The 14,567-nt window shown below is 65.6% G+C and carries 13 protein-coding genes; 1 reads left to right on the forward strand and 12 read right to left on the reverse strand.

Annotated features, from left to right (window positions below; translation table 11 throughout):
* Positions 1–52 precede the first annotated feature (52 nt).
* Positions 53–3,997, forward strand: coding sequence for a LamG-like jellyroll fold domain-containing protein (locus tag E3T27_RS01420; RefSeq protein ID WP_241992067.1), 3,945 nt, complete (start codon positions 53–55; stop codon positions 3,995–3,997).
* A 20-nt stretch (positions 3,998–4,017) separates the two neighbouring features.
* Here the strand turns inward: E3T27_RS01420 and E3T27_RS01425 are convergent, their stop codons facing one another.
* The 12 genes from E3T27_RS01425 to hemE form a co-directional block, all read right to left on the reverse strand.
* The gene (locus tag E3T27_RS01425) at positions 4,018–4,368 is read right to left on the reverse strand and encodes a hypothetical protein (protein WP_104197196.1); all 351 of its coding nucleotides are present in this window, start codon (positions 4,366–4,368) and stop codon (positions 4,018–4,020) included.
* 129 nt (positions 4,369–4,497) lie between these two features.
* Positions 4,498–5,871, reverse strand: coding sequence for a glutamate-1-semialdehyde 2,1-aminomutase (hemL, locus tag E3T27_RS01430; RefSeq protein ID WP_241992068.1), 1,374 nt, complete (start codon positions 5,869–5,871; stop codon positions 4,498–4,500).
* Positions 5,868–6,851 (reverse strand): porphobilinogen synthase, encoded by a 984-nt coding sequence (gene hemB, locus E3T27_RS01435; protein WP_104197197.1) that lies wholly within the window; start codon positions 6,849–6,851, stop codon positions 5,868–5,870. Before hemB ends, hemL begins: the two co-directional genes overlap by 4 nt.
* 57 nt (positions 6,852–6,908) lie before the next feature.
* A complete protein-coding gene (locus E3T27_RS01440; RefSeq protein ID WP_104197198.1) occupies positions 6,909–7,697 on the reverse strand; it encodes a uroporphyrinogen-III synthase in 789 nt (262 codons plus the stop codon).
* Between the two features lie 4 nt (positions 7,698–7,701).
* Positions 7,702–8,655 (reverse strand): hydroxymethylbilane synthase, encoded by a 954-nt coding sequence (gene hemC / locus E3T27_RS01445; RefSeq protein ID WP_104197199.1) that lies wholly within the window; start codon positions 8,653–8,655, stop codon positions 7,702–7,704.
* Positions 8,652–9,776, reverse strand: coding sequence for a ferrochelatase (locus tag E3T27_RS01450; RefSeq protein WP_134571345.1), 1,125 nt, complete (start codon positions 9,774–9,776; stop codon positions 8,652–8,654). The genes hemC and E3T27_RS01450 overlap by 4 nt, the downstream gene beginning before the upstream one ends.
* Positions 9,776–10,528 carry a hydrogen peroxide-dependent heme synthase gene (hemQ, locus tag E3T27_RS01455; protein WP_134571346.1) on the reverse strand — a complete coding sequence of 251 codons (753 nt, stop codon included), beginning with the start codon at positions 10,526–10,528 and terminating at the stop codon, positions 9,776–9,778. Before hemQ ends, E3T27_RS01450 begins: the two co-directional genes overlap by 1 nt.
* 84 nt (positions 10,529–10,612) lie before the next feature.
* On the reverse strand, positions 10,613–10,906 hold the full coding sequence (locus tag E3T27_RS01460; protein WP_233200773.1) for a DUF3618 domain-containing protein: 294 nt from the start codon (positions 10,904–10,906) through the stop codon (positions 10,613–10,615).
* Positions 10,893–11,312, reverse strand: coding sequence for a phage holin family protein (locus E3T27_RS01465; protein ID WP_104197202.1), 420 nt, complete (start codon positions 11,310–11,312; stop codon positions 10,893–10,895). The genes E3T27_RS01460 and E3T27_RS01465 overlap by 14 nt, the downstream gene beginning before the upstream one ends.
* 66 nt (positions 11,313–11,378) lie before the next feature.
* Positions 11,379–11,753, reverse strand: a complete 375-nt coding sequence (locus E3T27_RS01470) for a hypothetical protein (protein WP_134571347.1) — start codon at positions 11,751–11,753, stop codon at positions 11,379–11,381.
* A 114-nt stretch (positions 11,754–11,867) separates the two neighbouring features.
* Complete coding sequence (locus tag E3T27_RS01475; RefSeq protein WP_134571348.1) at positions 11,868–13,412, reverse strand: protoporphyrinogen/coproporphyrinogen oxidase; 1,545 nt, start codon at positions 13,410–13,412, stop codon at positions 11,868–11,870.
* Positions 13,413–13,422: 10 nt separating this feature from the next.
* Positions 13,423–14,544, reverse strand: coding sequence for a uroporphyrinogen decarboxylase (gene hemE, locus E3T27_RS01480; RefSeq protein ID WP_134571529.1), 1,122 nt, complete (start codon positions 14,542–14,544; stop codon positions 13,423–13,425).
* Positions 14,545–14,567: the final 23 nt, after the last annotated feature.

Here is a 14,567-nt window from a genome sequence, read left to right on the forward strand (position 1 = left end):
TGTGCGGTGGTTATCCGGCGGCTGCGAAGAAAGTCAAAGTGAGGCCTCTCTGGTGCGCGCAATAACGAATACCCGCAATTGGCTCTTGGCCATGGTTGCTTCTACGGCGCTCGTTGTGGGCGCTCTCGCAGTGCCACTGGCCGCCGTCGCTGACAGTCGCCCCACGGATGCCACTACTCCCGTGACAGTATCGGCCGACTCGCTCCCCACCGCGCAGATCAATGGGGTCGTCTGGGCACAACTCATTGTGGGCGACACCGTTTACGTCGGGGGGGAATTCACCCGCTCGCGACCCGCCGGCTCAGCCGACGGCGTGAACGAGGTCGTGCGCAACAACCTGTTGGCCTACAACCTCACCACCGGCGTTCTTGTGGCCTCCTTCAATCCCGATGTCAACGGCGCTGTCCGCGCCTTGACCGTCTCTAATGACGGGTCGCGGCTGTTCGCCGGAGGCTATTTCACGAACATCGGCGGCGTCAACCGGTATCGCGTTGCCGCTTTCGCCGTACAGAGTGGCGCTCTTATTCCCGACTGGGCGCCGGTTCTCAACGCGGGCGTCAAGGCACTCACCTTCGCGGGCGATAGCGTATACGTCGGCGGCACGTTCACGTCGGCTAGCGGTAAGTCTCGCGCCAGGATGGCAGCCTTCAACGGCTCCACCGGCGCTCTGCTGCCCTGGTCGGGCACGCCGGCCGGTGGTACCGTCAACGCCCTCGTCGCCTCACCCGACGGCAGCAAGGTCGTCATTGGCGGATCCTTCACGACCTATAACGATAGTTCCAACCCTGGATACGGCATGGCCGCAACGGATGCCACAACCGGCGCGTCACTGCCGTGGAAAGTCAACGGCCTGATTCGAAACGCCGGCAGCCAGGCGGCCATCCTCAGCCTGACCGGATCGGCCGAAGGGGTGTTCGGCACCGGCTACGTGTTCGGGGACGGCGGCAACCTCGAAGGAACATTCCGTGCCAGCTGGGAGGACGGCAGTCTGATTTGGGTCGAAGACTGCCATGGGGACACCTATTCTGCGGTGCCGGCTGGCGACAAGGTCTACACGACCGAGCATGCGCACTACTGCGGCAACATCGACGGCTTCGAACAAACTTCACCGTGGACCTACCATCGCACCCTTGCCTTCAGCATGGATGTCGGCGGCGTCATCACTGCCGACACGCACGGCTACTACAACTTCGAGGGCACACCTCGACCCGATCTGCTGGCGTTTTATCCCGACATCAACACCGGTAGCTTCACCGGGCAAGGCCAGGGTCCGTGGCACGTGACGGCTGATACCCAGTATCTGCTCTACGGCGGAGAGTTCACGATGGTGAATAACAAACGTCAACAGGGCCTGGCCCGATTCGCCGTGCCGAGCATAGCCCCGAATAACGAAGGACCGCGTGTTACCAACGCCTCGTTCGATCCATCGGCGTTCCTGCCGTCGGTCATGTCGTTCGCGAGCGGAACAGCGCGTCTGAGCTGGAAGTCGGCTTACGATCGCGACAACGAGAGCCTCACCTATGAGGTGCTGCGCGACGGCGTCCCCGTCACCAGCGTTCAGGGGCTCTCCTCCGACTGGAACCGGCCGGCACTGTCCTTTACCGACACTGGACTCACCCCGGGCCAGAGCTACTCCTATCGAATTCGGGTCACGGACCCGTTCGGCAATACGCAAACGGGTGGTTCGGCCAGTGTCACCATCACATCCGACACCCTCAGCGACTATTCCGCGAGTGTTTTTGCAGACTCCCCCAAGTCGTATTGGCCACTGAATGAGGCATCCGGTGCCCCGGCTTTCGACTGGACCGGCGGCGCAGACCTGACCCGGAACGCCGGGGTCAGCCCCGGCGTTCCCGGAGCAATCGTGGACGCTGCCATCACGGCAAGCCGTTTCGACGGCACGGCGACCGGATTCGCCGCGACCAACGACGCCCAGAGCTCCTCAAATTCGTTCAGTGTCGAGACCTGGGTGAAAACCGAGACCACACAGGGTGGCAAGATTATCGGGTTCGGCAACAGTGATAGCGGCCAAAGCACCGATTATGACCGGCATGTGTACATGGACACGGGCGGTCGTGTCTGGTTCGGTGTCCACCCCGGCGGAGTGCAGACGATCGCATCGTCCGCTTCGTACAACGATGGCCAGTGGCATCACATAGTGGCCAGTCTCGGCAGCTCCGGCATGTCGCTGTTGATCGACGGCAAGAAGGTCGCGCAGCGCGCCAGCATCACCTCGGGTCAGGACTACCAGGGCTTCTGGCGCGTAGGAGGAGACAACGTCACTGGCTGGCCCAGCCAGCCCACGAGCGCATTCATCGCCGCCGACATCGCCCAGGTCGCCGTCTACTCCGCCCCCCTCACGCAGAAGCAGATCGTGGCACACTTTGTCGCCTCCGGCCGGACGAGTCCCGTCCCTTCGGCTCCTACCGACGCCTACGGCGCGGCCGTCTACAGCGCTGAACCTGATCTGTATTGGCGTCTGGGTGAAGACACTGGAACGAAAGCGAACGACTCATCGGCCTCCGACCAGCCTGGAACCTATTCCGACCCGGTCACCCTGGGCGCTGCCGGACTGCTGAGCGGCACGAGCAACACGGCCGCGTCGTTTAGCGGCGGAATCGTCAGCAGTGACACCCTGATTGAGGCTCCCGGCATCTATGCGCTGGAGGCCTGGTTCAGCACGACGACAACGCAGGGTGGAAAGATCATCGGCTTCGGCAGCGCTTCGACTGGATTGTCGGACAGTTATGACCGGCACGTCTACCTGCAAGACGACGGTCGCCTGGTATTCGGCACCTGGACCGGGCAGGCCAACACCATCGTGACCGGGCTCTCCTATAACGATGGAGCCGCGCACCATGTGCTCGCGCAGCAGTCAGCTGATGGACTGGCGCTCTACGTTGATGGCGCTCTCATCGGCACGAATCCGCAAGCGGGCGCCCAGGCGTATTCCGGCTACTGGCGCATTGGCGGGGACAACACGTGGAACTCGTCGAGCCCGTGGTTCGTCGGCACGATCGACGATGTCGCCGTTTATCCGCGTCCACTCAGCGGCGACGTGATCTCGCAGCACTACTCACTGGGCTCCGCCACAAGCGTCCCGCAGAACGCAGCACCGACCGCTGCATTCACTGTCGCCACCGATCAGCTGGCGGTCTCAGCGGATGCTTCGCCATCGGCAGATTCCGATGGGACCGTCACCGGATTCGCCTGGTCGTGGGGTGACGATAGCGTCAGTGACGGCGTCACCGGGCAGCACACCTATGCCGAAGCCGGAACCTATTCGATCAGCTTGACCGTCACCGACAACGACGGCGCCACCGACACGACTACTCGATCCGTCACCGTCTCAGCGCCGATGCCGGTGCCAACGGGCATCGCGACGGATGCCTTCACTCGCGACGTCAGTTCAGGACTCGGCTCAGCCGATGTCGGAGGTGCGTGGACCACGACCGGCAGAGTCAGCAACTATGCGGTGACCGCTGGCGCCGCTCACATGAGCGTGGCCGCCGGAGGGACGGCGAACGGCTATCTGGTCGGCGTCTCGTCGGAGAGCACCGATGTCACGGTCACCACGTCACTGCAACAGGCGACGACGGGAGCCGGCACCTACGTTTCACTGATCGGCCGACGCGTTGGCACCGACGACTACCGGGCGCGGGTCAAAGTTCTCGCAACGGGCGCCGTGCAGCTGCAGCTCATGCGCGGCGGCACCACTCTGCAAGCGAGCACTATCGACGGGCTGAGCTACGCCACCAATGATCAGTTGCACGTGCGATTGCAGGTTTTCGGGACGGCACCGACGACGATTCGGGCCAAAGTGTGGGCAGCGGGCACCACGGAACCCACGACCTGGCCGCTGAGCCGCACAGACGCAACAGCCACCCTGCAGCAGGCCGGATCGATTGGGCTCGCCGCGTACACCAGCGGATCAGCCACGACACCCATGACGGTCTCCTTCGATGATCTCTCTGCGATCGCGGTGGCGGAACCGTAACCGCAGCGTCGGCTGCCGAATCAGGCCGACAGCTTGAGCGAGTCGATGAGGTCGGTCGCGTGCTGGCTGGTGAGAATGACGCGGGCGAATTCTTCGTCGACGAGGTCAATCACCACGGCGGGGCGGTGACGTTTGATCGACACGAAATCCTTGCCGCCATGAAATTTCCAGGTTCCCGCGGCAAGGACGAGCGGAACGATCGAACCGAGGGCACGAATTCCGCGCAACCAGATCCAGGGATCTTCGGTGATGATCACCGAACGGATATTCTCCCGCTGCACCACGATCGACTCCCTTCGCAGCGCGAGGGTTCTTTCTGCGCGCGTCAGGTGGATCTCGAGCCGGTCAGAATGCACGCTCAGGGAAGCCATTGTTCCAGTCTGCCCGGTTAGGGCCGCAAATCTGTTGTTTGAATCTCACAAAGCAATAACGTCCCAGCGCAGGATCTCTCCAACGGCAGCGGATGTGCCCAGTCGGCCACGCTCATCCGCTCGCCCGGGTCAGCCCCGCGGTGTCGCGGCAGCGGCGGCCTTCGCCGCCGCGGGCAGTGCCTCGAAGATGCGTCCGATGGCGCTCTGGTCGTGCGCGTCGGAAACGAACCAGGCCTCGAACACACTCGGCGGCAGCGACACGCCACCATCGAGCATGGCGTGGAAGAACGGTGCGTAGCGAAAAGCCTCCTGGCGTTGCACGTCGGCGTAGGTGCGCGGGGCCGACCCCTGTGCCTCGTCGCCGAAGACGAAGCTGAACAGGTTGCCGGCTCGTTGCACCCGGTGGGCGACGCCCTCAGCGGTGAGCGAGGCGGAAACGGCCTCCGAGAGGATTATGGCGGTGGCGTTGAGACGGTCATACACGCCCGCGTCGAGCAGGTTGAGGGTTGCGATGCCCGCCGCGACGGCGACCGGGTTTCCCGACAGAGTGCCGGCCTGGTACACCGGGCCGGTCGGTGCGAGAAAGTCCATCACGTCGGCGCGGCCGCCGAGCGCGGCGACGGGCAGTCCGCCACCGATGATCTTGCCGAAGGTGAGCAGGTCGGGCGTGTAGAACTCTTCACCGGCCGACTCCAGGCTTCTGGTTTCCAGCCCCCAGAAACCCGCGCGGCTCACCCGAAAACCGGTAAGCACCTCGTCGAGGATGAGCAGGGCGCCGTTCGCGTGCGCGATCGAGGCTAAGGCCGCGTTGAAGCCGGCATCCGGGGCGACAACTCCCATGTTGGCGGCCGCGGCCTCGGTGATAATGGCGGCGATACGGCCAGGATGAGCCTCGAAGGCGGCCCGCACGGCCTCCAGATCGTTATAGGGCAGCACGAGGGTTTGCGCGGCGGTAGCCGCGGTAACGCCGGCCGAACCGGGCAAGGCGAGCGTGGCGAGCCCGGAGCCAGCCTGGGCGAGCAGGCCGTCGGAGTGGCCGTGGTAGTGCCCGGCGAACTTGATCAGCAGGTCACGATTGGTGAAGCCGCGGGCCAGGCGAATGGCAGTCATGGTCGCCTCTGTGCCGGTCGACACGAGGCGCAGCTTTTCAACCGCGCCGACCCGTTCGGCGACGAGTTCGGCCAGTTCGGTCTCGGCGGGAGTCGAGGCGCCAAAGGACAGGCCGAGCGCGGCAGCATCCTGCACGGCCTTCACGACCTCGGGATGAGCGTGGCCCAGAACTGCCGGGCCCCAGGAATTGACGAGGTCGACATACTCTCGGCCGTCGGAGTCCGTGACATAGGCGCCAGCAGCCTTGACGAGAAACAGCGGAGTGCCGCCGACTGAGCCGAAGGCACGCACCGGCGAGTTGACGCCCCCGGGAATCACCCGGCGGGCACGGTCGAAGAGTTCGTCATTGTGGGTGGCGACGTTCTCCACCGAAGTTGACATCGTGCCGGTCATGCGCGCTCCTCCTTGAGCCAGGTGGCCAGTTCAACGGCCCAGTAGGTAAGTACGGCATCGGCGCCGGCCCGGCGGATGCTCAACACCGACTCTTCGACGGCACGGCGACGGTCAATCCAGCCCTGAGCGGCGGCGGCTTCGATCATGGCATATTCGCCGGATACTTGATATGCCCAAACGGGAATATCACTCATGGCGGCAACTTCGGCGAGCACGTCGAGGTAGCCGCCAGCCGGCTTGACCATGACGATGTCAGCGCCCTCGTCGATATCGAGCTGCGCTTCACGCACGCCCTCACGCCGGTTGGCCGGGTCGAGCTGGTAGGTGCGGCGGTCGCCGACCAGGGTTGAGGCGACGGCCTCACGGAACGGACCGTAGAACGCGGACGCGTACTTGGCCGAGTAGGCGAGCACGGCGGTGTCTTCGAAACCGTTGACGTCGAGGGTTTCGCGCACGGCAGCGACCTGGCCGTCCATCATGCCTGAAAGACCAAGCAGCGCGGAACCGGCCGTGGCTTGGGCGAGGGCCATATCGCGGTAGCGTTCGAGGGTGGCGTCATTGTCGACATGGCCATCGGCCGCGAGCACGCCGCAGTGGCCATGGTCGGTGAATTCGTCGAGGCACAGGTCGGTCTGCACGACGAGCGCGTCGCCGATCTCGTCGACGAGAGCGCGAGTGGCGACGTTGAGAATGCCCGCGGGATCGGTCGCTCCGGTTCCGATCGCATCACGCACCTCGGGTACCCCGAACAGCATGATGCCTCCGATGCCGGCCTCCGCCGCCTCCACGACGGCCCGGCGTGCACTGTCGATGCTGTGCTGCACAACGCCGGGCATCGACGTAATCGGGCGGGCATCATCGCCTTCGCGCACGAACATGGGGAGCACGAGCTCGGCCGGGTGGACACGAATTTCACTGGCCAGACGACGGAGCGCGCCGCTGGTGCGCAAGCGTCGTGGGCGAATAACGGGGTTGGTCACTCCTGTACCCTACGCCGCTCGGCTGTGCGTTTCGTTATCCGGTCGTGACCTGCATGATCAGAGCGCCGGTGCCGCTCCGGCCAGTGCTGTATCGACGAGCGCCTCGATGAGGGACTCGGCGCTGCGCTCGGAGGCGACCACGTCAACGCGCAGTCCGAGAGCCCGGGAGTCCTTGGCGGTCTGCGGGCCGATGCACGCCACCAGGGTGCGTTCGGGAATGTCTCCAAACTGTTCGCGCACCTGACGTGCAACGCTGCCGCTGGTCACGAGTACGGCGTGCACGAGACCGGCTTTGACGTCGGCGACAACCTGGTCGCTGACCGGAACCCCGATGGTGCGGTAGGCGACGACCGACTCCACATCGTGGCCAATGCGGCGCAGTCCCTCACTCAGCAATGGCTTGGCGATCTCACTGCGTAGTGTGAGTACGCGCAGCGGGATGACGCCAGCGGTCGCCGTCTCCCATTCCTCCAGCAGGCCGCGGGCTGAATTGTCTTCGGAGGGAATGATGTCTACGTGGTAGCCGGCCGCGACCAGCGCGGCAGCGGTGGTTTCACCGACCGCTGCGATGCGGGTCCCCGGCGCCACCACAGCGCGGTGCGACGACAAAACGTCGACGGTCGTCGCGCTCGTGATGGTCATCCAGTCGAAATCGCCGGCGGCGAGACGGGCCAGCGCCGCGTCGAGGGCCGGGGCGTCGTCGGTTGCGGCGAAGTTGATCATGGGGGCGACGATTGGATGCGCGCCCTTGGCGCGCAGGTTGGCTGCCACCTGGTCACCCCAGGGTCCGCCGCGCGGAACGAGAACTCGCCAGCCCGCGAGGGGCTTGGTCAGTCGATTGATCACGTGGTCACTCAGTCACTTTCAGGGGAGCGAACTCGGCCGCGCCACCGGCCAGAAGATCTATGGATACTCGTTCGGCCACGTCGAGCGCAGCTTGGGTGAGGTGGAGGGCAGAGTGGGAATCGGGCGTTGCCGCGTGCGAGCTGGTGATCCTGCGCGAGCCGTCCGGGCTGTACACGGTAGCGGTGAGAAACAGCAAGCCATCGTCGACGACCGCGGTCGCACCGATCGGTGCGGCGCAGCCGGCCTCGAGGCGGGCCAATACCGTGCGTTCGGCGGTGGTCGTCGCCTCGGTCGAGGAATGGTTCATGGTCGCCAGCGCCACGCCGAGCAGACGATCGGGTTTGCCATCGCGCACTTCGATCGCGAGCGCGCCCTGGGCGGGTGCGGTCGGCCAGCCGGACAGATCGAGAAATTCGGGCGCCAGGGAATCGAGCCGGCCGAGGCGTCCGAGGCCGGCAGCAGCCAGAACGACGGCGTCGAGGTCCCCTTCGGCGACGCGCCCGACTCGGGTGTCGATGTTGCCCCGAATGTCAACGATCGTGAGGTCGGGCCGACGCTCACGCAGCTGCGCGACCCGACGAGGCGAACCGGTGCCGACTCGGGCGCCCTCGGGCAGGGTGTCCAGAGTGAAGCCGGCTCGTGCCACCAGCACGTCCCGGGCATCCGCTCTCTTGGGCGTTGCACCGATGCGCAAGCCAGGGTGAGGCGCGGTAGGGAGGTCCTTGAAGGAGTGCACGATGACGTCGCACTCGTCGTTCAGCAGGGCTTCGCGCAGGGCGCTCGCGAAGACACCGGTACCGCCGAGGCTCGAGAGCGGCTCGGTCGAGGTGTCGCCGTGCGTGGTGACGCGCACGATTTCCACCTCGACGCCAGCCGAGGCCGCGATGCGGTTGACGATCGTCTGGGTCTGCGCGAGCGCAAGGGCGCTCGCGCGGGTACCCACGCGGATCACGGTCATGGCGCCATTCCCGCGACGGCCGGCTTGAAGCCCAGGCGCACGTTTTCGCAGCAGCCGGGGCGGCACACGTCGTACCAGGGGCCGAGCGTGGTCTTCGCCGGGCGATCTTCAACCGGGGTATCGTTCAGGCGTTCCTCGATCAGGTCGACGAGGCCGTTCACGAAATCGGGCGAGACCCCGGGGGTCGGCACCCGCACGGCGTGGATCCCGAACTTCTCGCTGGTCTCCATCGCCTCGTTGTCGAGGTCCCACATGACCTCCATGTGATCGCTCACGAAACCGAGCGGCACGATGATGACGGCACGGATGCCGCGGGCTGGCAGCAGGGCGATCGCATCGTTGATGTCAGGCTCGAGCCACGGCATGGTGGGTGGGCCGCTGCGGGACTGGTAGACGAGCTGCCACTGGGTCTTCAGCGGCGCCTCGGTAGCGTCCGGTTCCACGAGGGAATCCATGATGACCTGGGCGACGGCGCGGTGCTGCGCCTCATAGGCGCCACCCTCGCCGAAACCACGCTCTGCCGGGCCACTCTTGTTGGCATCCGTCATGGGGATCGAGTGGGTTGAGAACAGAATCTCGACCTCGGTGTCCATATCGATGCCGGGAATGGCTCGTTGAACGTCTTGCAGGCCCTTGGTCACACCGGTGATGAAGGGGGTGACGAAGCCGGGGTGGTCGAAGAACTGGCGAATCTTGTCGATGTGCACCGTGTCGTTCAGGCCGGTGGCGGTCAGCGCCGCAGCGAAGTCCTCACGGTACTGGCGGCATCCACTGTAGGAACTGTAGGCGCTTGTCGCGATCGCGAGCAGACGATTCTGGCCGGCGTCATGAGCGTCCGAAATTGTATCTTTCAGGTACGGTGCCCAGTTGCGGTTGCCCCAGATCACGGGCAGGTCGATGCCGCGACGGGTGAGTTCGACCTGAAGCGCAGCTTTCAGTACGCGGTTCTGGTCGTTGATCGGGCTGACGCCGCCGAAGTGGCGATAGTGGGTCGCGACCTCTTCGAGGCGTTCCTCGGGGATTCCGCGGCCTCCGGTCACGTTGCGCAGAAACGGAATCACGTCGTCCTGGCCCTCTGGTCCGCCGAAACCGGCCAACAGAACGGCGTCGTACTGTGCCATTACTGCAGCACCTCGACGACCTCGGCGGTCGAGATACGGCGTCCGGTGTAGAACGGGATCTCCTCGCGCACGTGGCGGCGCGCTTCGGTTTCACGCAGGCCCCGCATCAGGTCGACCAACTCGGTGAGTTCGTCACTCTCGATCGGCAGCAGCCACTCGTAGTCGCCGAGGGCGAAGGCCGAGACGGTGTTGGCGAGGGCTCCGCGGAAGGCGGCACCCTTGCGGCCGTGGTCGGCAAGCATCTTGCTGCGCTCGTCGTCGGGCAACAGGTACCACTCAAAGCTGCGCACGAAGGGGTAAATCGTGAGCCAGGCCTTGGGGTCGACGCCGCGGAGGAATCCGGGCACGTGGCTCTTGTTGAACTCGGCGTCGCGGTGCACGCCCATGGCATTCCAAGTGGGCAGCAGGCTTTTGAGCAGGCGACTGCGGCGCAATTCACGGTTGGCCCATTGCAGGGTCTCGGCCTCGTCGGCGTGGGTCCAGATCATGACATCGGCGTCAGCCTTCAGGCCGGAGACATCGTAGAAACCGCGCACGGTGACGCCCTCGGCTTCGATCAAGGCCACTACGTCGTCGAGCTCATTGACCGCGTGCGGAACATCGCGGCCATCGAGGTCATCTGGGTTGTGCGGATCTTTTCGCAGAACGGTAAAGAGAGTGAAACCTTGCGGCGAGGCAGCGGGTACCTCGGGATCGGTGGGAGTGGTGGGCTGAACGCTGGGTACTGCCTCTCCGGCAGCCGGGTGAGTCATGGCTCTAGTGTGCTCTTTATTGCGCCCGGCACCAAAATGAACCCTGTGGTTCCTGTGAACCGACCCGGCTCGGTTTGATCGGAACTAGCGGTTCTTAACCACCGCGGAAGCACCGAACCAGACGATAACGCCGACAACGGTCGCCGCACCCAGCGCAATTCCCACGAGGGCGGACGGGCTATCCTCGCCGAGCTGGCGCAGGGCATGGGTCAGGCGACGGCGATTGATGCGCAACTGCTTGGGCACATTGAACTTGTACTCGATAGCATCGAGGGTCGAAGCGAGCTCGGCGCGCGCGTGCCGCGCTTCGGCCCGCAGATCACCGATGCCGCGCTTGTCGCCGCCAGCCCCGGTGAGCTCGAGGTTATTTGTGGTCATATTCGCCAACTCCCTTGAACGCATCAACGTCGTGACGGATGCTCGCGTGCACACCCTCCGGATCGGGTTTCGTAGCCGCCTTCACCCGGTTGACTCCGATGAGCAGAAGGATGACGGCGATGAGCACCAGCGCGACCGCCACGATGAGTGTGGCGAGCCACAGCGGCAGCACCAGGGCCAGGGCGATCACGGCCAGGGCGACGAATACCCCGAGGGCAAAAAAGAGGATAGCAGCGGCCACGATGAAGAGGGCCGCACCGACCCCGAAGTTCTTGGCCTTGGCGGCGAACTCGGCCTTGAAGGCGTCCAGTTCGGCCTTGACGAGGGCGCTGATCTGACCGGGCAGCTCCCCGATCAGTGCGAGCAATGGGCGCTTGCTCTTCGGGTTGAATCCACTGCTAGTCACGGATTGCCTTCCCTGTGCTCGGGTATCGGTGTTTCAGATGTCTGAATTCTACGAGCTGTTGTGTGCTTACTGCGCCGTGAAATCATCGCCCGCCGCGGGGGTCGGCTTGGGCTTGGGCTGCGCTGCACTAGTGCGGCTCGTGGTGGTGCTGGCCTTCGCGGCCGGCGTCGCGGCGGCGGTATCCGTTTTGCTGGCGGCCTGCCTCTTCTTCGCTGCAGCCTGCGAGACAGCTTTTTTACCGACCTTGTACAGGTTGGCGGGAATGTCGCCGACCAGTTCGAGGGCGGCATCGCGCACCTGCGTCACCCGGCGCTGCACGGGCTTGGCGTTCCAGAGATCATTGGCAGCGGCGGCGATCTGGTCATAGCGTTTACGGCCAGCGCGTGCACCGAGCACATAGCCGACGAGTCCGCCCGTGATGAACAGAAGCTTTCCGCGCATTGAGTCTCCACTTTCGTAAGGTTCCCCCAGAGTAACCCGGTTCGCCGTTTCGGTATCAGGCGCTCCGGCATGTCCCCGTGCGATCGTACCAATACAGGAAGTGCACAGTTTGGGTTAGAGGTCGGGAGCGGTGATGGTGAGGCCGAGGGCGGCGTGCCGAATACGGTCGCCGGCCTGGAGTGCATGCGGGATGACGGAGGCAAGGCCGGTTCCGGCCAACCAGGCTCCGGTGATCTCCAGCCCGGGGGTTGCGGCGACGGCCTCGCGCACCCGCCGCGTGCGTTCGGGCGCACCGAGAGTGGCAGGCGACAGGGCGTCGCGCCACTCGGTGCGGGCAAAGGCTCGCACGCAGCCGGCCGGCAGAGGAACGCCGAGCAGCGCAGATGCGTCGTGCAGCGCAAGGGCCTGAAGTTCATCGTCGGTCAGGTCGTCGGTCGGGTTAGGCGCTCCTGCCCGCCCGTAAGAGAGGCGCACGACATGGCGGCCGGGGCCGGCGGCTTCGGCGACCCAGGCCCATTTCGCTGTGACGTGGGTGAGTGCCTTCGCGGTGACGTCGGGAGCATCAATCGACACGAGCACCCCGGTGCCGCGCGGGTTCACATCGAGTGCGGGTGCGTCGAGCACGAGCGAGGTGAGGGTGACGGCGGTCGGGGCCGGCCAGTCGAGTTCGGCGAGCGCGTCGAACTGGGTGCCGAGCGAATTGACCAGTCGCAAGGCCTGCGCCCCCTGGGTCGCGACGATGACATACCGGGCGGTGAAGGTGTCGGTCGTGGACTCAGCCTGTGCAGCGTCTCGGCGGGCGGGGTCGGCATCCGCTCGCCGGGTGACGGTGACGGCCCAGGTGGGCTCGTTGTCGGTGCCGGAACGAGCCAGGCTCCGGGCCGTGGTGCCGGTGACAATGGTCACGTTGTGGTGTTCGAGGGCGGCAACGATGGCGGCGGGCAGGCTGGCCATGCCGCCGAGCAGTCCGCCCACGTTGGAACCGGCGGGTGCGCCGGATCGCAGGGCCGAGACCGCACCGGAGAGCGAGCCGGCCGTGGTGAGGGCTCGGTTGAGTCCGGGGGCGACAACGTCGATTTCGAGGTCGACGGCGCTCGTCGTGTAGACGCCGGAGGCGACGGGTTCGACGAGGCGGTCCAGCACACGCTGGCCCATGCGCTTCTTCACGAGGTCGCCGAGGCTGTGCTCTCGGCCGATCGTGAGGACGGGCATGAGCCGGTCGAGGTAGGCGCGCAGCGCCCCCTTCCAGCCGATGACGCGGCGCACGTCGTCGGCGAGCGGGGAGCCGGGAATTCCGAGCACGCCGGCCTTGGGCAGCGGAACGCTGACCGAGGCATCCGCTTTGCTGTGGGACTGCACTGGGGAACCCGGTTTGAGAGCGGGAAGGTGCAACCAGGCGCCGGCGACGTTCGGAGCGACGACCTGGTCGGTGAGGCCGAGGTCCTCGATGAATGAGGCCACGGTGCCGCCGCGCACGGCGAAGCTTTCGGCTCCGCTGTCGAGGCTGAGTCCGTCGAGAACGTGGCCGGCTACCGGGCCGCCGACAGCGTCGGTGGCCTCAATGATGGTGACACTCAGCCCCACCTGCGCGCATTCGCGGGCGGCGACCAGGCCGGCCACTCCGGCGCCAATCACGAGTACGTCGATCGGTGTGGTCATGTTGCTGCTCCTACTCGGCCGCGCTCACGTCGTGCACGAGGCTGACCAGCCGGGTCAACACATCGGGGTTGGTGTCGGGCGGAACGCCGTGGCCAAGGTTGAGTACGTGCGACGGCGCGGTGCGTCCACGTTCGAGCACGTCGCGCACGTGCGCTTCGAGCACCGGCCACGGCGCCGCGAGCAGCGCGGGGTCGACGTTGCCTTGCAGCGGGACTGCACCGCCCAGCCGGCGGTTGGCCTCGTCGAGCGGCACCCGGTAGTCCACGCCCACGACGTCGGCGCCGATGTTGTGCATTTCTTTGAGCAGTTCGCCGGTTCCCACGCCGAAGTGCACGATGGGCACGTTACGGTCGGTCAGTTCTTCTCCTTGGCCCGGCACTGTGTAGGTCAGGTCGCGCACGTGGGCGATCGCCGCGATCGACGCCGGGGCAACGGATTCCGCATAGTCGACTAATGAGAGAGCTCCGGCCCACGAGTCGAACAGTTGGGCAGCACTCGCCCCGGCGAGCACCTGGGCGCGCAGGAATCGGCCGGTGACGTCGGCGGTCCAGGCCATGAGCTTGGCCCAAGCTTCCGGTTCGGCATGCATGAGGGTACGGGCGTGGATGTGATCCTTCGACGGACCGCCCTCGACCAGGTATGCGGCGAGCGTAAAAGGAGCACCGGCGAAGCCGATCAGCGGGGTCGATCCCAGCTGGGAAACCGCCAGCCCCACGGCCGCGCTGATCGGTGCGAGGGCCGTATCGAGCAGGGCGGGATCGAGGGCGGTGAGTTCATCGACATCCGCTGGCGTGCGCACGGCCTTGCCGAGAACGGGGCCCTTACCGGCCACGATCGACACGTCGACCCCGACGAGCTTTAACGGCACGACGATGTCGCTGAAGAAGATTCCGGCATCGACCTGGTGCCGACGCACCGGCTGCAGCGAGATTTCGCTCGCTAATTCGGGGTCGAGACACACGTCGAGCATGCGCGTTCCGACGCGTAACTCGCGGTATTCGGGTAGCGATCGGCCGGCCTGACGCATGAACCACACCGGCGTCACGGCGGGCCGGGTGCCCTGATAGGCCTGGATCAGGCGGGAGTCGGCGGTGAGGCCGGAGGAGAGTGGATGCTGCGCGTCGAGGATCATCTCGATCATTCTCTCAAACATCT

It is taken from the genome of Cryobacterium lyxosi, assembly GCF_004403345.1.
GTDB lineage: Bacteria > Actinomycetota > Actinomycetes > Actinomycetales > Microbacteriaceae > Cryobacterium > Cryobacterium lyxosi.

Bases quoted from the DNA above. Each gene is read 5' to 3' on its own strand.
- E3T27_RS01460 (WP_233200773.1), bottom strand. From the start codon at position 10,906: ATGACCACAAATAACCTCGAGCTCACCGGGGCTGGCGGCGACAAGCGC.
- E3T27_RS01475 (WP_134571348.1), bottom strand. From the start codon at position 13,412: ATGACCACACCGATCGACGTACTCGTGATTGGCGCCGGAGTGGCCGGC.
- hemQ (WP_134571346.1), bottom strand. From the start codon at position 10,528: ATGACTCACCCGGCTGCCGGAGAGGCAGTACCCAGCGTTCAGCCCACC.
- E3T27_RS01425 (WP_104197196.1), bottom strand. From the start codon at position 4,368: ATGGCTTCCCTGAGCGTGCATTCTGACCGGCTCGAGATCCACCTGACG.
- hemC (WP_104197199.1), bottom strand. From the start codon at position 8,655: ATGACCGTGATCCGCGTGGGTACCCGCGCGAGCGCCCTTGCGCTCGCG.
- hemE (WP_134571529.1), bottom strand. From the start codon at position 14,544: ATGATCCTCGACGCGCAGCATCCACTCTCCTCCGGCCTCACCGCCGAC.
- E3T27_RS01450 (WP_134571345.1), bottom strand. From the start codon at position 9,776: ATGGCACAGTACGACGCCGTTCTGTTGGCCGGTTTCGGCGGACCAGAG.
- E3T27_RS01470 (WP_134571347.1), bottom strand. From the start codon at position 11,753: ATGCGCGGAAAGCTTCTGTTCATCACGGGCGGACTCGTCGGCTATGTG.
- hemL (WP_241992068.1), bottom strand. From the start codon at position 5,871: ATGACCGGCACGATGTCAACTTCGGTGGAGAACGTCGCCACCCACAAT.